We start from the raw sequence: 20,909 nt of genomic DNA on the forward strand, positions 1-20,909 counted from the left end.
CGAAAATATATCTTCGTCGCTGCTCTGCCGAAAGTCGCGACATCATCCTGAGGAGCGCTGAAAGCGCGCCTCGAAGGATACCAGACAGAAACTCACCCGCATTTCGAATAACCGCACTCCACACAACTGTCGCAACCTTCCTCGCGTTTCAGCGACAGGCCGCCGCATTTCGGGCATTGGCGGAAAGCGGTCGGGGCCGGGGACAACTGGCCGTCGGTCAATTTGCCGACCGTGAGGACCATGCGGTCCTGCTGATGCTGGTTGTGATTTTCCTTGGTCGGGATGAAACCGATTTCGATCATGTGGCGTTCGATGACATCGCCGATAGCAGCAAGCAGGGAGGGCACATATTTGCCGTTGACCCACTGGCCACCCCGCGGATCGAAGATGGCTTTCAGTTCCTCGACCACGAAGGAGATATCACCACCCCGTCGGAAAACGGCGGAGATCATCCGGGTCAGGGCGACCGTCCAGGCGAAATGTTCCATATTCTTGGAATTCACGAACACCTCAAACGGGCGACGGCGGCCGTCCTGAATGACATCATTGATGGTGATGTACATCGCATGTTCGCTGTCCGGCCATTTCAGCTTGTAGGTGCCACCGGTCAGTTCTTCCGGACGTTCCAGCGGCTGGGTCATATAGACCACACCGCCGGCATCAAACTGGTCGGCGGGTCGTACTTCTGGCACACCAAGCGGCAATTCCGGCTCTGACTTGTTTTCCGCCGCCTTCGGTTCCACCGACAGAACCGCGCCTGTAATATCGTTCGGACGATAGGTGGTGCAGCCCTTGCAGCCCGTATCATAGGCCTTCATGTAGATATCCTTGAAGGCCTCAAAGCTGATATCTTCCGGGCAGTTGATGGTTTTCGAGATGCTCGAATCCACATATTTCTGCACGGCGGACTGCATGGCGATATGGTCTGACGGTGACAGCGACTGCGCATCAACAAAATAGTCAGGTAGCGGCGTGTCTTCCCCGAACATCTTGCGATAGAGGCGATAGGCGTAGTCGGAGACCTGTTCCTCGCGACGGGTACCATCCGGCATCAGGATATTGCGGCTGTAGGAAAAGCTGAACACCGGCTCCAGCCCCGATGAAACATTATCTGCATAAAGCGAGATCGTTCCGGTCGGCGCGATGGAGGTCAGCAGGCTGTTACGAATGCCAAAATGGGCAATGCCGTCCCGGATATCCTGATCCAGTTCCGCAACGCTTTCCCCTGCCAGATAGGCTTCCGCGTCGAACAGCGGAAACGCCCCCTTCTCTGCCGCGATATCAATGGAGGCGAGATAGGCCGAGCGCCGCAACTCCCGCATCCATGTTTCCGCCAGATGGATCGAACGGGCACCGCCATAGCGGGTGCCGCACATGATCAGCGCATCTGCCAGCCCCGTGACACCAAGGCCGATCCGGCGCTTGGTCAGGGCTTCCTGTCGCTGTGCCTCCAGCGGGTAATTGGAGACATCAATCGTGTTATCCATCATCCGCACTGCGTCGCGGACAATCGTATCCAGTAAAGCGAGGTCCAGCTTGGCATCGGCCTGAAACGGATTATTGACCAGCCGCGCCAGATTGACCGACCCCAGCAGACAGGCACCATAAGGCGGCAGGGGCTGTTCACCACAGGGGTTGGTGGCGCAGATTTCCTCGCAATAGCGGAGGTTGTTACGGGCGTTGATCCGGTCGATGAAAATCACCCCCGGTTCCGCATAGGCATAAGTCGCCCGCATGATCCGGTCCCACAGATCGCGGGCCTGAATATTGTCATAAACCACCCCGTCGAAGACCAGTTGCCAGGGCGCGTCTTCGCGCACCGCCCGGATAAAGGCATCGGTCACCAGCACCGAGAGGTTGAACATGCGCAGGCGGCCCGGATCACGCTTGGCATCCACAAAGGCCAGAATGTCCGGATGATCACAGCGCAAGGTCGCCATCATCGCACCACGGCGCGACCCGGCAGACATGATGGTGCGACACATGGCATCCCACACATCCATGAAAGACAGCGGCCCGGAGGCGTCGGAGCCGACACTATGTACCGGCGCGCCCTTCGGACGAATGGTCGAGAAGTCGTAGCCGATCCCCCCGCCCTGCTGCATGGTCAGTGCCGCCTCGCGCAGATTCTCGAAAATCGCGCTCATGTCATCGGGGATTGTCCCCATAACAAAGCAGTTGAACAGGGTCACCTTGCGGCCGCTACCGGCACCGGCCAGAATCCGCCCGGCTGGCAGATAGCGGAAATTCTGCATGCATGTCAGAAACCGTTCACGCCAGGCTTCCTGATCTTCCTCAACAGAAGCCAGCGCCGTTGCCACCCGGTTCCAGCTGTCGGCAATGGTACGGTCAACCGGGCGGCCAGCCTCGTCTTTCAGACGATACTTCATGTCCCAGATCTGTTGAGATATTGCAGCTATCTGCGCCATATGCGCGTTATTCCCCGGTATGTCGGCATTACAGAAATTCCGGCCAGCAAAGGGCTAAACCCAGCCCCGGCCCGGCCTCCGGTCTGATGATAATCATCCTCACAGGGGGATGAAAGCAACAGAAATGTTCTTGTTATGTTTCTTTCCGGTCAGCAACCGCAAGATGCTGTACCGAACTGGCATCGCCTCCGGAGGAAGCTGACAACAAATCCGTTTCCTGTTCAATCACAGTCTCCAGACGTTCCATGAATTCAGCCCGGGCCAGCCCCGGCTGAATCGGCTCCAGAAACTTGATTGTCATAACACCGGGATGCTTCAGGAAAGTCCGTCGCCCCCAGAACATTCCGGTATTCAGGGCGCAGGGAACGACCGGCAACCCCGTGTTCTTGTACATCGCAGCAACTCCCGGCTGATAGGGCACATGCTGTCCGGGTGCGGTCCGCGTCCCCTGCGGGAAGATAATGATCTGCGATCCGTTCGCGGCGGCCGCACGGGTTTCCAGCACCAGATGCCGCAATGCACTGGCGCCCGCAGACCGGTCGACGGAGATCATACCGGCATGCAGTGCCATCCGGCCATAGATCGGCAGTTTTGTAAGTTCCTGTTTCAGGACAAAAACCGGGTCACTGAGAAACAGGTGAAACACCATCGTATCAAACGCCGACTGATGTTTTGCCGCGATGATGAACGGGCCTTCCGGCAGATGCTCCAGCCCGATGACACGCCAGCGCAACCCGACGGCAAACCTCAGCAAACCCGAGGTCATGCCCGTGAACAGCTTTGCACCATACTGCATCACACGGCGCGACATCAGCAGCATTGGCAGCAGCACAATCAGCAGCAACGGAATGGCGCAGAACCAGAGCACATTGAACAGCAGGGACCGCAGCCAGGTCATCACATCGCCTCTCCAACCCGGTCGACAGTGCGGTTAACCAGCCGCCGCAGACGGGCAAACAGATATTTGCTGTATTCCGCAGCATAAAGCCGGGCCGTCCCCGACCACTGCCACCAGTCATCCCGGCGCACGTTATCCGGGAAAACCGGCGAAATCTGGATATCGACATTCGGCATCGCATCGCGGAATTCAAGCATGCTGCGCGGCACGTGATAATGTGCCGTCACCAGAATGATCGAACTGATATTGTTCCGCTTCACCCAGCCGCCGGTTTCCATTGCATTGCCAATGGTATCCGGTGCTGCATAACCAAGCTCGATACAGCATTCCAGTTCGTCCGGGGACTGCTGTGACATTTCCAGCAAGGCCCGTACATCCAGCCCGCGATAGACGCCCGAAATAAAGAGTTTGGCTGCTTTGCCCGCCGACAGCAGATCAAAGCCGCGGGACAGACGATCCTGCCCCCCCGTCAGCACGACAATCGCTTCCGCCGGCCTGAGATCATCCGTCGTTTCCGACGGCATCTGGCCAACAAACCAAACAAGCCCGGCCCCCCAACCGGCAATCACAAGGCCAAGCAGAACGACCGACCAGTAGATCCGGCGCAGCAAACTGCCGCGCCGTCGTTTCCGCCTGCCAATCATTACCCGCTCACCACCATATCCACAAAACTAGTCAAATCATCGAAGACCGCAACATCAGAGACATCATCCGGCAAACCAGCCGCCATAATCGAAGCCCCCTTACCGGTTCTCACCAGTGCCGGGCGGCAGCCAATCGCCTTCGCAGCCCGGAGATCACCCAGTGAATCACCAACAAACCAGACATCACCAGCCACTGCACTGAAATCCGCCAGCGCCTCCCGCAACATGCCTGGTCCGGGCTTGCGTCTGTCATTCGCCTCCCCGGCAGCTTCCGGGCAGACATAAATGGCATCAATCCGCCCGCCTTCACGAGAGACTTCCCGACGAAGATGGTCATGAATCTGACGCAGCACCGCAGGCGCCAGTTCACCTCGGCCGACACAGGCCTGATTGGTCGCAATCGCAATCTTGTATCCGGCATGACTCAATCGGGCCGTGGCTGCAACAGCACCCGGTATCAGGTCAAAGTCGGCAAACCGGGTGACCGAGGCCGGAAGATCGACGTTCAGCACCCCGTCGCGGTCGAGAATTACAAGCGGCATGGTCATGACAGTTTCCTGAGGGCAGCGTAAACCGTTGCCCGCGCCGTTGCCCATGCAATCGCCGAAACCAGCAGCGGTGTCAGTGCAAGGATCGTCCAGCTCAGCGGAGACAGCTGGGCTGAGGGCAGAAGCGCGGCATCAATCCGGCTTGCCAGCCAGGAAAACCCATAGACCGTTCCTGCTGCAAACACCCCGCCAATCAGCCCGCCACGCAGCCCGAGCCAGAGCGCACGGGCCCCGAACTTGCGGGCAATATAGGAATCTCTGGCCCCGACAAGATGGAGGATTTCAACCACATCATGATGAATGGCAAGCCCGGTCCGGGTGGTGAACATCACCGTCAGAATGGTGACCAGCAAGACAATGGCAAACACCCCGACTGCCGCGATTTCAAACCATAGCACAACATTGATGAAATTCTGCAGCCAGACCCGGTGGTCATCAAGACGGGCACCGGGCACCGCCGCCCGTAACTCCCGCGCAATGGTTTGCAGGTCTGCGACATCCGGGTCCAGCCGCACATCAATCAGCCGCGGCAGGGGCAGATCGACGATATGCTCGCCGGACCCAAGCCAGGGTTCCAGCAGGGCGGCTGCCGCCTCAACGGAAAGGGCCTCAACACCCAGCACTCCCGGCTGTGATTCTAGCACATCCAGCGCCCGGCTGACCGTGTCTTCCTGCACGCCACCCTCCAGCGTCTCAGGCGCGATCTGTACCGTCGCTGTCCCGCTGATTTCAGCGTTCCAGGCATCGACCATCGTGTGAACACTCAGCACCGCCGACAGAGCCAGAAACGCGAGGTAGACCATGAAAGCCGTCACCCAGGGCAGAAACCGCTGGGCATTATCGCGCGCAAACAACTGACCGGCAGAAGGTTGCGCCATTATCTGTCACCCTGCTTGCCGGCAGGCCGTGGCGGCAGGGCATCGGTTACCGGAAGCTGCATGACGCCCTGATTGATCCGCATGACCGGATACTGAAACCGGCGCACCAGCCCCTCATTATGCGTCGCAATAATGATGGTCGTACCCAGCTTGTTGAGTTCCTCGAACAGATACATCAGCCGCATGGCGATCTTGTCGTCGACATTTCCCGTCGGCTCGTCGGCCAACAACAGTCGCGGGCGGGAAATCACGGCCCGGGCAATCGCGATGCGCTGTTTTTGTCCGCCCGACATGGTCTTCGGCGTCGCATCAAGGAAATCTTCCAGGCCAACCCAGCCCAGCAATTCCTCGACATGCCGCTTTACTTCCGCATCCCGCACCCCGGCGATACGCAGCGGCAAAGCGACATTCTCAAGGCCGCTTAACTGATCCAGCAGACGAAAATCCTGAAACACGACACCAATACGCCGTCGAATCGCGGCAATTTCATGACGCCTTATGCTGCTGACATTGCGATCAAACAGGGAAACGATGCCACGGGTCGGTCGATTTGCGAGATAAAGCAGTTTAAGCAGCGACGATTTTCCAGCGCCGCTGGGCCCCAGCAGGAACCGAAAATCCCCCGGAGCGAGCCGAAAGCTGATATCGCGCAGGATCTCCGGCCCCGAGCCATATCGGAGACCAACATTCTCAAACCTGACAACAGACTGATCTTCAGCCAAAATTAACGCATCTCCCTCAATCTCTGAGACTTAACCGGGGAAAGTCTGAACGTCCAGTGGGCTAGCCCACTTGTCTCGGATTCAGCCCGCAACTATAAACAATTGTTTCACATTACGCGGTTACCGAGGCCCATGTTAGTAAGCTGTCCGAATTGCGCGGCGAAATACAACATTCGTGATGAACTCATCGGCCCGGCAGGCCGAAAGGTAAAATGCGCGCGTTGTGAACATTCATGGCATGCGACAGCCGTCGCTGCAGCAGTGGCTCCGCCCCCGCCACCGCCACCACCGCCACCACCTCCACCACCTCCACCACCGCCTCCTCCGCCAGAGCCGGAGCCAGAGCCGGAAGAGAACGAACCGGTTGATGTCGCGGAAATGGTCACGGACGAGCCGGATGAGGCAACCCCTGATTTTCCGATCGAGGATGTCACCGTTGACGATGATCCCGACGATGGCATGCCAACGCTGGAGGTACAGGATGCCCCGGAACCGGCTGCCGGAACAGAAACCGACCGGAGTGGCCCGGCACTGAATGATGTGCTGCCGCCTGAACCGGAGCCCATTCCGAATGTCTTCAGCCCCGGCATGTCGGCACCCCAGCGCAAGCGCAAGAGCGGCGGCAAAGGAGCACTGACATTCTTCATCGTGCTGTTCCTTATTCTGGGCACGGCTGCTGCCTTGTGGTTCTTCCGCTCAACTGTACAGGATGTCTTCCCCTCAACCCGTGTACAGTACCACAAGCTGATTGATCTGCTTGGTCTGCCACCTGAATATCCGGGTGCCGGCCTTGAACTGGACTGTCCCGCTGACAAACTGTCCCGGGACAGCGATTCTGCCGGCAATGAATCAATCACCGCGGTCTGCACGGTCAGCAATATCACCGACCGGCCGGTCGAATTTCCTCAGGTCCGGATCCGCCTGACCAACATCAACGGTACGATTATCCATAAGGAAGAAATCATCGCTCCGCCTCAGCCCATCGTTACACCGGGTGAGGTGGTTGTCTTCTCGCCGACAGTCAGCGGCGTCGGCCGGGCACTGCGGATGGATGTCGACTTTGTTGACAGGATGTAGCTGACCCGGTCTAGAACGTCTCCAGCAGACGATCGATATAGTCCAGTTCAGTTTCCGGGCGCGCCGTGTCACCAGACCGGCGGCGGAGTTCATCTAGAATGTCGCGGGCGCGCTGAACATCCCCCTTGGTCGGGATGGCTGTCCGGCCATCATCCACTTCTCCACCCCTGTCCTGTTCAAACCGGCGACCCAGCGGATCGCGGCCATCGCCCTGCAACTGCTGCTGGTTACCGCGACCGCCCCGGCCATTACCCGGCTGGCGGCCCATCTGCTGCTGGCGGGCCATCTGTTCGGCCATGTCCCGGGCACCTTCCCGCAGGGCATTCATCGCATCACCCTGTGCCTGCATGGCATCTTCTGCCGATCCTTCACCGAGCTGCTTTGAAGCATCCCGCATGGCCCGCTCTGCGCGCCCCAGCGCATCGGGTATCTGACCATTTTCACCAAGCTGGCGCATCATTTCACCAAGCTGACGCCGCAGAGCCTCCTGTTCACCGGCCCCGCGCTTCATATCTTCCTGTGACTGTTGCTGCCCCTGAATACCGCGCTGCTGCTGTTGCTGGCTGTTACGGAATGTCTCGTCCATCAGTTCCTGCTGACGACGCATCATTTCCTGCATCTGGCCCATACGCTTCTGCATCTCGCCATTCTGGCCGGGCTGCTGACGCATGCCGGCAAGCGGCATGTTCTTCATCTGCTCCAGCATCTGGCGAAGCTGACTCAGCATCTGCTTGGCCGCTTCCTTCGCACCGATTTCATTCAGCTGACGCATCTGCTCCAGCATATCCTGCATCTCGCGGGACGACAGTACCTGGGCATCCGGATCAATGGGCTGGTCACTTGGCCCCATCTCCTGAAGTTTCTGGGCCAGCTCCTTGAAATATTCCTGCATCGCCTGCGCCAGCTCGTTCATGAGCTGCTGCATCTCTGCATCGGTGACATCGTCGCGGTCCATCGCTTCCTGCAGCCGCTTTTCAGCCTCGGCCAGCCGGCGTTCCGCCAGTGCCAGTTCACCGTCCTCGATCCTGAGGGCAATGGTCCAGAGCAATTCCTGAATCGAGGCAAGACCCGCGGCATTTTCCGGCGCATAGCGCAGACGGGCTGCCGCCGAACGCATCGCCAGGAAGACCCCGATATCACTGTTGAACAGGCCGGGGCGGGAGGAAATGGCATTCAGAACCTCGAACACACTCTCCCGGTCCGTCGGATGCAGGGTCAGCTGCTTGCGTGCACCGACCACCATACGGGCTGCCGGCTGGTTGAAGCTCCGTTCCGGCAGGTTCAGTTCGACCCATTCGGTCTGACCTGTCTGCCCGGTTGCATCGGTTACGGACAGCTGTACAGAGGCCATCAGCCCCGCCCAGGGGTGAGCGGTCAGGTCATTTGCGTGACGTCCCTTCGCCCCTGTGGGCGACAAGCCGGGCAACGGCAGGGTATAGGAAATCTCACGTGGTGAGCCTTCAAGAATTTCGGCACCATCCGGACGGCGGATTGTCGCTGTCGCATCCTCCACCCCGAAATCATCGGAAATTTCATATTCCAGCGCCAGCTGGTTACGCTTATCGCCAGTTGGAGGCTTGAGATAGGATATTGTCGGCGGACTATCCGCCACAACGGCGACCGGCCATTCAGCCAGCGTTCTGTCACCATCCGTAAAACGCAGCGTTGTCCCGCCTGATAATTCAGTCTCCAGCGTGAAGCTGCTTTCTCCAACGACTGACAAGGGGGTCTGGCTGCTTCCGGTATCAAGCTGCGGCGCTTCCAGCCTGCCTTGCAGGGACGCCAGCAGGCGCGAGCCTTCCGGCACAACGACCCGTTTGACCTCTGACGCCGGGCTGGCTGTGGCTGCCTCTTCCTGCCGGGAGGCTTCCCGATAGGTGAGATAAACCGGCGCAAGCCGTGTATAGGCAGGCGGCGTTATCCAGAGCTCAACCTGCAGGGGTGTCTGGGTTCCGAAACGACTGAAGTCAGGAACCATCGCCGCAGAAAACCGGTCTGCCAGACGGCCATCACCAACCACGAAACCAACCAGCAGCAAAAGACAGGCCCCGCCAACCGCAGCATACCGGTCAGACCCGGCCAGTGTCGGCCGCGGGGCTGCGCTGTTCAGACCAGCCAGTCTGGCGCGCTCACGTTGCTGATGCAGACGCCATAATGCAGTTGTCAGGGGATTCTGGTTGCCGTCCGCAAGACGGTCTTCGACAGCTTCAATCGGACGATGTTGCAGCTTATTGGACTGTTCAACCCGGGCCCGTATCTCGGCCATGCCCGGCAGGCTGAAACCACGCAGCCCGCGAAACAGGCTGAAGCCTGTCACGCCGGCCATCAGGACCAGAAGAACAAGATGCAGCCAGACAGGCAGCGCGGGCAGAATTCCGGAAAGAGCCAGACCAAGACCGAGAAGGATAAATGCGACAGGAAGCCACAGACATCTGACGGCCCGTTCCCATGAGATGGACCACCCGGTCCGCCAGAGAACACCCGAGAATGACGGGCTGTTCACGCCGCTGTTTCTGGTATCCCGCTGGTCCGTCATGTTGCAATCCTGTTGCTAGGCAGCACCCTTTCGGGGCTGATGAGACCCGATCCATTCAGGTATCTGGTCACGACCCATTATAGCATCAATATCTTCACGTGGCCGAATTATTGAATATCGTCCCTCGCTGACCAGAACTTCAGCCGCCGGGGGGCGTGCGTTATAGCTGGAAGCCATCACCGCGCCATAGGCCCCGGCACTCATGAAAGCGACCAGATCCCCGTGTTTCAGCGCCGGTAAAGCCCGCTGGCGGGCGAAAGTATCCCCGGTTTCGCAGACCGGGCCGACAATATCCGCTGGTCTGTCACCCGCAGCGGGGGTGCTTTCCCTGACGGTAAGAATTTCGTGATAGGCATCATACATGGCCGGTCTGACGAGATCATTCATTGCCGCATCAACAACAACAAAGCGTCTTGCCTCGCCCTCCTTCAGGCGAACCACGGACGAGAGCAGCGCACCCGCCGGGCCAACAATCGAGCGACCGGGTTCAAACACCAGTTCGCAGCCAAGGTCGCCAACGGTCTCCCGGACTACCGCCGCATAATCGCTCATCTCCGGAATGCTCTCGCCTTCATAGGAGATACCAAGCCCCCCGCCGAGGTCGAGCCGGGAGACGGTATGACCTGCTGCCCGCAATTCACGGACAAGATCGGCGACAATAGCAAATGCCTCACGATAGGGTTGCAGCGAAGTCAGCTGCGAGCCGATATGGGTCGCGATGCAATCGAGGTCGACATGACTGTACTCACGCGCCCGGTCAAACAGCAGCCGGGCCCGCTCCAGCGAGATACCGAATTTGTTTTCGGCCTTGCCCGTGGTGATCTTGGCATGGGTCTTGGCATCCACATCCGGATTCACACGAATGGCCGCTGACGTACGGATCCCCTTTTCCGCTGCGATGCGGGCAAGGCTTTCCATTTCATCTTCAGATTCGACATTCAGCGACAGCAACCCCGCATCAAGTGCGGCGGCAATCTCCACATCGGTTTTCCCGACGCCGGAGAACACGATATTTTCCGGCGAAACACCCACCGCCAGCGCCTTCCGCAACTCGCCGACGGAAACCACATCCAGGCCAGCGCCTGCATTTGCCAGCAATTGCAGGACCGCCATGTTATCATTCGCCTTCATGGCGTAGCAGACATGTCCGCCCAGCGGCTCCAGCGCATCGCGATAGGCAGCAAACCGGCGCAGGATACCCGCCGCTGAATATACATAGGTCGGGGTGCCGACAGCCTGTGCAATATCGCTCAGCCGCACGCCTTCGGTTGTCAGCTCACCATCGACATATTCAAAATCCCAGCGGCTCATTTGTTCGGATACTTCTTCGGATATTCAGAACCGGCGGGATGCAGCGGTGCATTCTTTTTGCCGCAGGCGGAAAGGCCGGACGCAAGACCAGCCGTCAGCAGCGACAGGATCAGGATACGGGTCAGCAACTGCATTTTCATGCCTCCTTCAGAAAGCGCTTACGTGCCTCGACAACAGCCGCCCGGACATTCGCCGGGGCCGTGCCGCCAAAGCTGGTGCGTGACGCAACAGAATTATCAACACCAAGAACGTCAAAGATATCCCCGGTTATCCCCGGTTCAACCGACTGCATGTCAGCCAGGGTCAGGTCTTCCAGACCAACGGAGCGGTCCTCAGCCATCTTCACCAGCGTTCCGGTGACGTGATGCGCACGCCGAAACGGCATGCCCAGACTGCGCACCAGCCAGTCCGCAAGATCTGTCGCGGTGGAAAAGCCCTGCCCCGCAGCCTGCCGGAGCACATCCGCATTCGGCTTCATGTCACGGACCATGCCTGCCGTCGCGGCAATGCAGAGCGCAATAGTGTCTGTCGCTTCGAATACCGGCTCCTTGTCTTCCTGCATATCCTTGGAATAGGTCAGGGACAGGCCCTTCATGACCACCATGAAGCCCTGCAGACAACCGAACAGCCGTCCGGACTTGGCCCGCACCAGTTCCGCCGCATCCGGATTGCGTTTCTGCGGCATGATTGACGAGCCCGTGGTAAAGGCGTCGGTCAGCGTGATGAAACGAAACTGTGCCGAACACCAGATCACCGTTTCCTCGGCAAAGCGGGAGAGGTGAATACCAAGAATGGACAATGCCGACAGATATTCCATGGCGAAATCCCGGTCCGAAACGGAATCGAGCGAATTCGCCGTTGGCCGGTCAAAGCCGAGCGCCGCCGCCGTGGCATGACGGTCAATCGGGAAGGACGTTCCCGCCAGTGCCGCAGCACCAAGCGGCGATTCATTCAACCGCCGGCGGCAATCCGCCAGCCGTGAACGATCACGACCGATCATCTCGACATAAGCCAGCATGTGATGGCCGAAAGTGACAGGCTGCGCCGTCTGCAAATGGGTGAATCCGGGCATGACGATATCCGCCCCCGCCTCTGCCTGGTCAATGAACGCGGCCTGCAGGTCAGCCAGCGACTGATCGACATTGTCGATGGCATCGCGGACCCACAGACGAAAATCGGTTGCGACCTGATCGTTACGGGAACGTCCGGTATGCAACCGGCCCGCCGATGCGCCGATCAGATCAGCCAGCCGGGATTCGACATTCATATGAATGTCTTCCAGGGCTGACGAAAAAGTAAAATTGCCGCTTTCGATCTCACCTTCGATCTTCTGCAGGCCATCAATTATAGCATCGCCATCTTCTGCACCGATGATCGACTGCGCGACCAGCATACGACAATGAGCGACAGAGGCGCGGATATCCTGTGCATAGAGCCGCTGATCGAAATCGATCGAGGCGTTAATGCGTTCCATAATTTCGGAGGGACCAGCCGCAAACCGGCCGCCCCACATATCATTCGACTGCGTCATGCGGCAATCCCGGCTGAAAAAGGGTGGTTATTTCGGCGATTGTCCCCATATCTGCCGATGTCTCAAGCCGTTTACGCCGGAGAATTCAGAATGATACCGCTCATCAGGGCCATCGCCATCCTGCTGATCATGACGCCTGCACTGGCTGTCGCCGGTCCGCCAAAGAACTATGAACGGCTGGACAGCGAAACCAGCCTCCCGTCCGATAGCTTCACCAACGGTCTGGGTGTCGAAATGCAGCTGGGTGATTTTCACGGCAAGGTGGTGCTGCTCAATCTCTGGGCGACATGGTGCGGCCCCTGCGTCCGGGAGATGCCGCATCTGGATAAATTGCAGGCAATGCTGGGCGGAGCCGACTTTGAGGTCGTTGCCCTGTCATCAGACCGGGGTGGCGTCGAGAAGGTCGAACCCTTCTTCCGCCGCACCAATGTCGATCATCTGGAGATTTATCTGGATCCGAAAAACCGGATAGCCCGGGCGCTCGGAGCCCGCGGTCTGCCGACAACCTATATCATTGACGCCGAAGGCCGATTGCTCGGCTCTGTCGCCGGCGCACTGGACTGGACTGCACCGGAAATCGTCGACTGGCTGAAAGGCATTATCGCCCGGCGTCAGGAACAGGCACTGGCCGGGTAAGACGGAGGTGCTTCGTCCCGGCTGAAACCACTCTCCCTCATCCCGAAACCAGTTCAGGATGAAGGGAAAGCAGAAAAGAGAACGAGACTCCGGATCAGTGGGATCAGCGGGTCGGAACCGGCTCGTCACCTGAGTAATCGTAGAAGCCGCGGTTGGTCTTGCGGCCAAGCCAGCCGGCTTCGACATACTTCACCAGCAGCGGGCAGGGGCGATACTTGGTATCCGCCAGGCCATCATGCAGCACATGCATGACCGCAAGACAGACATCCAGACCAATAAAATCCGCAAGTTGCAGCGGACCCATCGGATGGTTGGCCCCCAGACGCATCGCCGTATCAATGGCTTCAACCGATCCGACGCCTTCATAAAGCGTGTAGACCGCTTCATTGATCATCGGCAGCAGAATACGATTGACGATGAAAGCCGGGAAATCTTCAGAAACGGCAACCTGCTTGCCGAGGTCATCGGTCAGCTTGCGCACCGCATTGAAGGTTTCGTCTTCCGTCGCAATACCGCGGATCAGTTCCACCAGCTTCATCAGCGGAACCGGGTTCATGAAATGCATACCCATGAACCGGCCCGGACGATCGGTCCCTGCCGCCAGCCGGGTGATCGAGATCGACGAGGTATTCGTCGCGATCATTGCTTCCGGCTTCAGATAGGGGCAGAGGTTCTTGAAGATCGACCGCTTGATCGATTCATCTTCCGTTGCCGCTTCAATGACGAGGTCCGTCTCGGCAAAAATGTCGTAGGAGGTGCTGGTCGTGAGACGCTTCATACCCGCGTCCCGCTCGCTCTCCGTAATCAGCCCCTTTGCGACCTGACGGTCCATATTATGGCCGATCCGCTCAATCGCCTTCTCCAGAATATCGTCTGAAAGATCGACAATTGCGACATCATGACCGCCAAGGGCACAAACATGCGCGATGCCATTACCCATGGCACCGGCACCGATCACGCCAACGGTCTGTAATTTAGTCATTTCAGATGATTGCCTTGCTGGTTGATCAAGCATTATCCAGTGCCGCCTCAAGTTCCGGCACGGCATTGAAAAGGTCTGCAACAAGACCATAGTCAGCCACCTGGAAAATCGGTGCTTCCTCGTCCTTGTTGATTGCAACAATAACCTTGGAATCCTTCATCCCTGCGAGATGCTGGATCGCCCCGGAAATCCCGACAGCAATATAAAGGTCCGGCGCCACGATCTTGCCGGTCTGGCCGACCTGATAATCGTTCGGCACAAAGCCTGCGTCGACAGCGGCACGGGAAGCACCGACAGCAGCACCCAGCTTGTCCGCAATCTTTTCAAGCATGACGAAATTATCGCCGGACTGCATGCCACGGCCACCGGAAATGATGACCTTCGCGCTGGTCAGTTCCGGGCGCTCAGAGCTGGAAAGTTCCGCACCGACATGGGTCGAAAGACCTGTGCTGTCCGCGGCATCAACCGTCTCAATCGAGGCAGAGCCACCTTCGGCAGCAACCGCATCAAAACCGGTTGTCCGCACCGTGATGATCTTGATGCTGTCCGAACTCTGAACCGTCGCCAGCGCATTACCGGCATAGATCGGACGGATGAAGGTATCGTCGCTTTCAACCCCGGAAATGTCCGAAATCTGCGCCACGTCCAGCAGGGCTGCAACGCGTGGCAGGATGTTCTTGCCGGATGTTGTCGCCGGGGCCAGCACATGGCTGTAGTCACCGGCCAGTTTCACCAGAAGGCTCGCGGTATCTTCTGCAAGACGGTTGCTGTAGATCGCATTGTCAGCCAGCAGTACCTTCGAGACGCCCTCAACCTTCGCAGCGGCATCCGCAACGGCCTGGCAGGATTCGCCTGCGACCAGCAGGGTGACATCCGATCCGATTGCCTTGGCCGCGCCAACTGCATTGAGAGTGGCGGGTTTCAGTTCCGAGTTATCATGCTCGGCCAGTACCAGAATAGCCATCAGATCACCTTCGCTTCGTTCTTCAGCTTGTCGACCAGTTCGGCGACGCTTTCCACCATCACACCGGCTTCACGCTTCGGCGGCTCAACAACTTTCAGGGTTTTCAGCCGTGGCGTGATATCAACACCGAGTTCATCAGGTGTTGTTGTATCAATCGGCTTCTTCTTCGCCTTCATGATGTTCGGCAGGGAGGCATAACGCGGCTCGTTCAGCCGCAGGTCAGTCGTCACAATGGCCGGCAGCTTCAGAACGATGCTTTCCAGACCACCGTCAACTTCGCGGGTGACGTTCAGCTTGTCGCCATCCACGGTGATTTTGGAGGCGAAGGTGCCCTGTGCCCAGCCCATAAGCGCAGAAAGCATCTGTCCGGTCTGGTTGCTGTCATCGTCAATGGCCTGTTTGCCAAGGATAACCAGACCCGGCTCCTCTTTCTCGACAATGGCCTTGAAGATCTTCGCAACCGACAGGGGCTGCACTTCGTCATCGGTCTGAACCAGAATGCCGCGGTCTGCACCCATGGCCAGCGCCGTACGGATGGTTTCCTGCGACTGCTGCGGGCCGACGGAAAGCGCGATGATTTCAGTGGCAATGCCAGCCTCTTTGAGGCGAACGGCTTCTTCGACACCGATTTCATCGAATGGATTCATGGACATCTTGACGTTGGCCGTTTCGACCCCCGACTGGTCCGCTTTGACGCGTATCTTGACGTTATAGTCGATGACGCGTTTGACTGCGACGAGTACCTTCATTGCTTACCTGACGACCCTCTCATGAGATTGGCGTTGATGGGGTCATGAGCGCAAAGATATAGCGCAATGAGGCCCCCACCTCTTGGTTTGTGCAGTGCACACTATGCCCTCGTTAAATCTATGTCAATTTCACGACGACGGCTCGTTAGCGGGCATACCGCACCCGCTCAGCGGTTCGCTCCCGGCTGCCAGAGAACGTCCGTCCGGCCATTGTCGTTTGCAACGCGGGCCAGCACGAACAAATGGTCCGACAGGCGGTTTACATAGCGGATGACATCCGGATTGATCTGCTCGATTGCGGCAAGTTCTGTCATGATACGCTCGGCCCGCCGAACCACGGTGCGGGCCAGATGCAGATGCGCCGCCAGCGGTGTTCCCCCCGGCAGGATGAATGATTTCAGCGGTGCAAGGTCAACATTCATGGCATCAATCTCCTGCTCCAGCCGCGCCACCTGTTCCGGTGAAATGCGGAGCGCTCCCTCGGCCTTGCGTCCGTCTTCCGGGGTGCAGAGATCGGCACCCAGATCAAAAAGGTCGTTCTGGATGCGGCTTAGCATCGCATCGACCTCACCGTCACTGTGCAGCCGTGCCATGCCGATGACGCCGTTTGCCTCATCACTGGTGCCGTAGGCCGCGACCCGCAGACTGTGCTTGTCAACGCGCTTGCCATCGCCCAGCGATGTCTGTCCGGCATCGCCGCCACGGGTGTAGATCTTGTCGAGCGTTACCATTGAGATACCTCAGTCGATCGAGAGCAAAGCCAGCAGGCCCATCAGCATGATGGTGACGAACTGAAAGATGACGCGAAGCTGCATCATCTTGTTGGACCGCCGGCCATCCGTATGGCCGGAACGGGTGAAGGTGAAGATACCGAACATCAGCACGGCTATCGTGGCAAACCCGCCAATCATCACCAGATAAGGAAGGAAAGAGTTCATTCTCCGAATATGGACCCGATCATCGGGAGTTCCACCGGAAATTTACAAACAGCCCGGATTCTCATCCGCAAACGCCCCCTCACCCCGGAACGGGTTCAGAATGAGGGGAAAGCAAAACCGGTTCCAAAGGAGAAGGAAGCAAAAGTTGAAAGCGATACTCATGCATCTGTTGCAATATCTTCATCACTGACGACAATTCCGGCACCTTCACTCTGTTCCGGACCCCAGCTCATGACCGACCTTCCCACGCCTCAGGAAATCCGCGATCTGTTTACGCGGGAAAGTCTCTGGCAATCCTACCTTGATGTCGAAGCCGCCATGTCGCTGGAACAGGGCAACATCGGCATGATCCCGATGGCTGCCGGTGAAGAAATCGCTGCGAAGGCAAACCTGACGGTTATACCGGCAGAAAAACTTGCCGCAGACATCGCCGTCACCCGTGCCCCCGTCGCTTCTATTGCCCGGCTGCTGTCCGCAGCCTGCTCACCGGAAGCCGCCGGCTACGTCCACTGGGGCGGAACCACACAGAATATCAGCCAGACCGGCCGTATCCTGCTGATGAAGCGCGCCCATGCCTCCCTGATGGACCGGCTGGACCGCGTCATGGCACATCTTTGCCAGATGGCGGAAGACACCGCAGACATGCCCGCCGTCAGCCGGACCAACCACCGTCAGGCCCTGCCCGTTACCATGGGCTACAAGCTGGCCATCGCCATCGAGGAACTGCAACGCCATCAGGAACGGTTTGCGGAGGTCAGCAAACGCACCTTCACCAGCCAGATGGGTGGTGCGGTTGGTGCCATGCATGCATGGGGAAAGGACGGCCCGGCGCTGAACGTGGCGGTCTCGAAGCGGCTCGGTCTTGGTCATCTGCATATCCCCGCCCGCTCTGCCATCGACCATATCAGCGAATATGTGCTGTTGCTGGCCCTGTTCGGCACGTCCATCGGGCGGATTGTCAGTGAATTCTATCTGATGATGGGCGATGAATATGGGGAGGTCATCGAAGACCTTGGTGCCGATGTCATCGGCTCATCAACCATGCCGCACAAGGTGAATTCCAAACTGGCGGTGAAGGTCATCGCCGATGCGGCCCGCCTGCGCAGTTTTGTGCCCACCGCCTTCGAGGCCATGCAGCCAAAGAACGAAAGTGACAGCGCCACCAACCATCTGATGTATGACTGCACCTCCGGCCCGGTTTCACTGGCCTATGACATGCTGACCGATCTGGAGGCCCTGCTGCCGGCGCTGCGTCTGGTGCCGGAAGCCATGCAGAAGAACCTCAACCTGACCGGCGGACTGATCGCCGCCGAAAACGTCATGATGACCCTCGCCCCGAAACTGGGCCGCACGCACGCGCATGATCTGGTGCATCACGCCGCAGCTGTGGCCGTGGCCCAATCCATCCCCTTCATCGACGCCCTGATGTCGGACGCGGAAATCGCCGGCGCCACCGACCGGGCCGGACTGGAAGCCGCACTGGACGCCGGAAACTATACGGGACTGGCAGAACAGTTGACACGGGAAACGGTGAGAAAAGTCAGGCTTATTTAAAGTTCAATTTTATATATAAATTGACGCCATAAATTGCGTCAGAATATGATGAAAATCGTACTATTAAAATATGACACACCAAATTCATTTCCAGCATGAAGAGTGAAATTCTATGGGTGACGAAACAGGGAAAGATACCTCGCCATTAAGCTCAGAAGAGATAAAAGCTCTGAGAAATTTCCTACCCAAAATTGAGACTTATGATGGTTCTGGTGTCAGAATTTTGACCGACGAACAAAAATTAAATGCAATTAGTAGTATTTGTTCAAATTCATACACAATGATTGCTAAAATAGAGAATGAAATTCCATCAATAAAAGAAAAGGCAGAATCAATTCTAAACAATGGAGTTACATCTGGATTTATTGGAATTATATTTTTGGCCCCAATGCTGTACTTATCAGTAAATTATATGATTAACAGAGAATATGGTTCATCAAGCATTTATTTAGCAATTGCGGGATTGCTAATATTTATAAATATGGAAATGTTTTCTATTTATTCTTTGTATAGTTATAATAAAAAACTAAATCTTATAAAATATTATAGAAATGAAATCACAAATTTACTAACCCATCTCAACGCAATTAAATTGTGCACTATTTATAGCGATGCTGATATGGCAAAAAATTTGATAATTAGACTCTCCCAAATAGACAGAAATAATTCATTTAAAAAATCAAATACCAGATAATAAACCATGTTTATTGGCAATATATTATAATTTTTCTTAACCTTATGAGCATCAGTTCCGTCGGTTGAGCAGCCCGCGTGCGATCACATGGGCCTGTATCTCTGCCGCGCCTTCGAAGATGTTGAGGATGCGGGCGTCACAGATGACGCGGCTGATCGGATATTCCAGCGCATAGCCGTTGCCGCCGTGAATTTGCAGGGCGTTGTCGGCATTCGACCAGGCAACCCGGGCGCCCAGCAGCTTGGCCATGCCCGCTTCGACATCGCAGCGACGGTCTGAATCCTTCTCTCGGGCTGAGTGATAGGTAAGCTGACGGGCGATCATGGTTTCCACTGCCATCCACGCGATCTTGCCATGAACGCGGGGGAAGCCATAGATCGGTTTGCCGAACTGCACCCGGTCCTGCGCATAGGCCATGCCCAGTTCCATGGCGTTCTGGGCAACACCGACGGCGCGGGCGGCGGTCTGGATGCGGGCGCTCTCGAACGTCGCCATCAGCTGTTTGAAGCCCTGCCCTTCCTCGCCACCGAGCAACTGACCGGCGGGGACATCAAAGCCGTCAAAACCCAGTTCGTATTCTTTCATGCCGCGATAGCCGAGCACTTCGATCTCGCCACCGGTCATGCCGTCTGCCGGGAACGGATTGTCCGCCGTGCCGCGTGGCTTCTCCGCCAGAAACATGGACAGGCCCTTGTAGCCGGGCTGATCCGGGTCGGTCCGGGCCAGCAGGGTCATCATGTCGGTGCGGGCGGCATGGGTAATCCAGGTCTTGTTGCCTGTCACCTTATAGCTGTCGCCATCCCGCACGGCGCGGGTCCGCAGCGCCCCCAGATCAGAACCCGTATTCGGTTCCGTAAAGACAGCGGTTGGCAGAATTTCCCCGGAGGCAATCTTCGGCAGATAATGTTCCTTCTGGCCGTCCGTCCCGCCGAGGCGGATCAGTTCTGCGGCAATTTCGGAGCGGGTGCCGAGCGAGCCAACGCCGATATAGGCGCGGCTGAGTTCTTCTGTCACCACGCACATCGCCATCTTGCCCATGCCGAGACCGCCCCATTCCTCTGGCACGGTCAGACCGAAGACACCGAGTTCAGCCATCTCCTCGACGACCTCAATCGGGATCAGTTCATCCCGCAGATGCCAGTCATGGGCAAAGGGCGTGACCTTGTCTTCGCAGAAGCGACGAAACTGGTCCTGCACCATCCCCAGCATGTCATCATCGAAACCGGGATTGCCAAAGTCACCATCAGCGATGAGTTCTGCGATCCGGGCCCGCACCGGGGGCGTGTTGCCGGTCGTCTGCAACAGGCGCACATCCTCTGTCAGGAAGGCCGCAACAGCTTCTGCCGGGACACCCATATCGGCCGGGCGCAGAACTTCGCCCTGACTGAGCGACAGGCCACCGGCAAGCTGGTTGAGATATTCACCATATGCCGCCCGCAGGATCAGCTGCTCCAGCTCTCTGAAATTCCCGACCTCCTGAAGCCGTTCGCCCCAGGCCAGCATCTGCCGCAGACCTTCGACATAGGTCGTGGTCCAGGACAGGCCGTGGGCCGCAAACTGTTCCCGCTCGAAGGCCGCGTTATCAACCTTGCCGTCCCGGCTGACCAGACCGGCCACACCCTGACGGGCCGCAGCCAGCAGGCTATCGGCGGAACCGAGAGCAGAGCGGCAGGCAGTGAACAGGTCACTGGTCGTGATATGGGCGTCGGCAATGGCTTCAGGCATGATGCAGTCTCTCGTGATGAACAGGCAATTTCAGGCCCCCTCACCCTTGACCGTTCCCTGATCCTGAATCCGTTTATGGATCCCGACCCGGCG

Annotated in this window: 20 protein-coding genes; 4 read left to right on the top strand and 16 right to left on the bottom strand. The window is 57.8% G+C overall.

All coding sequences use genetic code 11. The features are described from left to right. Window positions 1-92: 92 nt before the first annotated feature. From GH722_01750 to ftsE, 6 genes are all read right to left on the bottom strand, one after another. On the bottom strand, window positions 93-2,429 hold the full coding sequence (locus GH722_01750) for an adenosylcobalamin-dependent ribonucleoside-diphosphate reductase (GenBank protein MRG70478.1): 2,337 nt from the start codon (window positions 2,427-2,429) through the stop codon (window positions 93-95). Between the two features lie 133 nt (window positions 2,430-2,562). Beyond that, window positions 2,563-3,327, bottom strand: a complete 765-nt coding sequence (locus GH722_01755; protein MRG70479.1) for a 1-acyl-sn-glycerol-3-phosphate acyltransferase — start codon at window positions 3,325-3,327, stop codon at window positions 2,563-2,565. Then, on the bottom strand, window positions 3,327-3,971 hold the full coding sequence (locus GH722_01760; protein ID MRG70480.1) for a YdcF family protein: 645 nt from the start codon (window positions 3,969-3,971) through the stop codon (window positions 3,327-3,329). The genes GH722_01755 and GH722_01760 overlap by 1 nt, the downstream gene beginning before the upstream one ends. Then, window positions 3,971-4,567: an HAD-IIIA family hydrolase gene (locus tag GH722_01765; protein MRG70481.1), complete on the bottom strand. Its 597-nt coding sequence runs from the start codon at window positions 4,565-4,567 to the stop codon at window positions 3,971-3,973. Before GH722_01765 ends, GH722_01760 begins: the two co-directional genes overlap by 1 nt. Further along, window positions 4,516-5,397, bottom strand: a complete 882-nt coding sequence (locus GH722_01770) for a cell division protein (GenBank protein ID MRG70482.1) — start codon at window positions 5,395-5,397, stop codon at window positions 4,516-4,518. The genes GH722_01765 and GH722_01770 overlap by 52 nt, the downstream gene beginning before the upstream one ends. After that, window positions 5,397-6,140: a cell division ATP-binding protein FtsE gene (ftsE, locus tag GH722_01775; GenBank protein ID MRG70483.1), complete on the bottom strand. Its 744-nt coding sequence runs from the start codon at window positions 6,138-6,140 to the stop codon at window positions 5,397-5,399. Before ftsE ends, GH722_01770 begins: the two co-directional genes overlap by 1 nt. A 111-nt stretch (window positions 6,141-6,251) precedes the next feature. Here ftsE and GH722_01780 point away from each other — a divergent pair, with 111 nt between their 5' ends. Continuing rightward, on the top strand, window positions 6,252-7,196 hold the full coding sequence (locus tag GH722_01780) for a hypothetical protein (GenBank protein ID MRG70484.1): 945 nt from the start codon (window positions 6,252-6,254) through the stop codon (window positions 7,194-7,196). Between the two features lie 10 nt (window positions 7,197-7,206). On the opposite strand, the gene GH722_01785 is transcribed toward GH722_01780, so the two are convergent. From GH722_01785 to argH, 4 genes are read right to left on the bottom strand one after another with little or no spacing between them, the layout of a single operon-like run. After that, a complete protein-coding gene (locus tag GH722_01785) occupies window positions 7,207-9,732 on the bottom strand; it encodes a TIGR02302 family protein (GenBank protein MRG70485.1) in 2,526 nt (841 codons plus the stop codon). A 15-nt stretch (window positions 9,733-9,747) separates the two neighbouring features. After that, entirely contained in the window at window positions 9,748-11,043 is a 1,296-nt protein-coding gene (lysA, locus tag GH722_01790; protein MRG70486.1) for a diaminopimelate decarboxylase, read from the bottom strand. Further along, entirely contained in the window at window positions 11,040-11,177 is a 138-nt protein-coding gene (locus GH722_01795) for a hypothetical protein (GenBank protein MRG70487.1), read from the bottom strand. The genes lysA and GH722_01795 overlap by 4 nt, the downstream gene beginning before the upstream one ends. Window positions 11,178-11,179: 2 nt before the next feature. After that, window positions 11,180-12,574, bottom strand: coding sequence for an argininosuccinate lyase (argH, locus tag GH722_01800; GenBank protein ID MRG70488.1), 1,395 nt, complete (start codon window positions 12,572-12,574; stop codon window positions 11,180-11,182). Between the two features lie 57 nt (window positions 12,575-12,631). Between argH and GH722_01805 the strand changes: the two genes are divergently transcribed. Continuing rightward, window positions 12,632-13,210 carry a redoxin family protein gene (locus tag GH722_01805; GenBank protein ID MRG70489.1) on the top strand — a complete coding sequence of 193 codons (579 nt, stop codon included), beginning with the start codon at window positions 12,632-12,634 and terminating at the stop codon, window positions 13,208-13,210. Between the two features lie 103 nt (window positions 13,211-13,313). Here GH722_01805 and GH722_01810 read toward each other — a convergent pair whose 3' ends face one another. From GH722_01810 to GH722_01830, 5 genes are all read right to left on the bottom strand, one after another. Continuing rightward, complete coding sequence (locus tag GH722_01810) at window positions 13,314-14,192, bottom strand: 3-hydroxybutyryl-CoA dehydrogenase (GenBank protein ID MRG70490.1); 879 nt, start codon at window positions 14,190-14,192, stop codon at window positions 13,314-13,316. A 25-nt stretch (window positions 14,193-14,217) separates the two neighbouring features. Beyond that, the gene (locus GH722_01815; GenBank protein MRG70491.1) at window positions 14,218-15,156 is read right to left on the bottom strand and encodes an electron transfer flavoprotein subunit alpha/FixB family protein; all 939 of its coding nucleotides are present in this window, start codon (window positions 15,154-15,156) and stop codon (window positions 14,218-14,220) included. Further along, window positions 15,156-15,905, bottom strand: coding sequence for an electron transfer flavoprotein subunit beta/FixA family protein (locus GH722_01820; protein MRG70492.1), 750 nt, complete (start codon window positions 15,903-15,905; stop codon window positions 15,156-15,158). The genes GH722_01815 and GH722_01820 overlap by 1 nt, the downstream gene beginning before the upstream one ends. Window positions 15,906-16,072: 167 nt before the next feature. After that, window positions 16,073-16,636, bottom strand: a complete 564-nt coding sequence (locus GH722_01825; GenBank protein MRG70493.1) for a cob(I)yrinic acid a,c-diamide adenosyltransferase — start codon at window positions 16,634-16,636, stop codon at window positions 16,073-16,075. Between the two features lie 9 nt (window positions 16,637-16,645). Continuing rightward, window positions 16,646-16,843, bottom strand: a complete 198-nt coding sequence (locus tag GH722_01830; protein MRG70494.1) for a twin transmembrane helix small protein — start codon at window positions 16,841-16,843, stop codon at window positions 16,646-16,648. On the opposite strand from GH722_01830, the gene GH722_01835 reads away from it, so the two are divergent. Further along, window positions 16,748-18,397, top strand: coding sequence for an adenylosuccinate lyase family protein (locus GH722_01835; GenBank protein MRG70495.1), 1,650 nt, complete (start codon window positions 16,748-16,750; stop codon window positions 18,395-18,397). The genes GH722_01830 and GH722_01835 overlap by 96 nt on opposite strands. A 112-nt stretch (window positions 18,398-18,509) precedes the next feature. After that, on the top strand, window positions 18,510-19,091 hold the full coding sequence (locus tag GH722_01840) for a hypothetical protein (GenBank protein MRG70496.1): 582 nt from the start codon (window positions 18,510-18,512) through the stop codon (window positions 19,089-19,091). A gap of 51 nt (window positions 19,092-19,142) precedes the next feature. On the opposite strand, the gene GH722_01845 is transcribed toward GH722_01840, so the two are convergent. Continuing rightward, window positions 19,143-20,816 carry an acyl-CoA dehydrogenase gene (locus tag GH722_01845; protein ID MRG70497.1) on the bottom strand — a complete coding sequence of 558 codons (1,674 nt, stop codon included), beginning with the start codon at window positions 20,814-20,816 and terminating at the stop codon, window positions 19,143-19,145. Window positions 20,817-20,909 lie beyond the last annotated feature (93 nt).

This window comes from Alphaproteobacteria bacterium HT1-32 (assembly GCA_009649675.1).
GTDB lineage: Bacteria > Pseudomonadota > Alphaproteobacteria > Rhodospirillales > HT1-32 > HT1-32.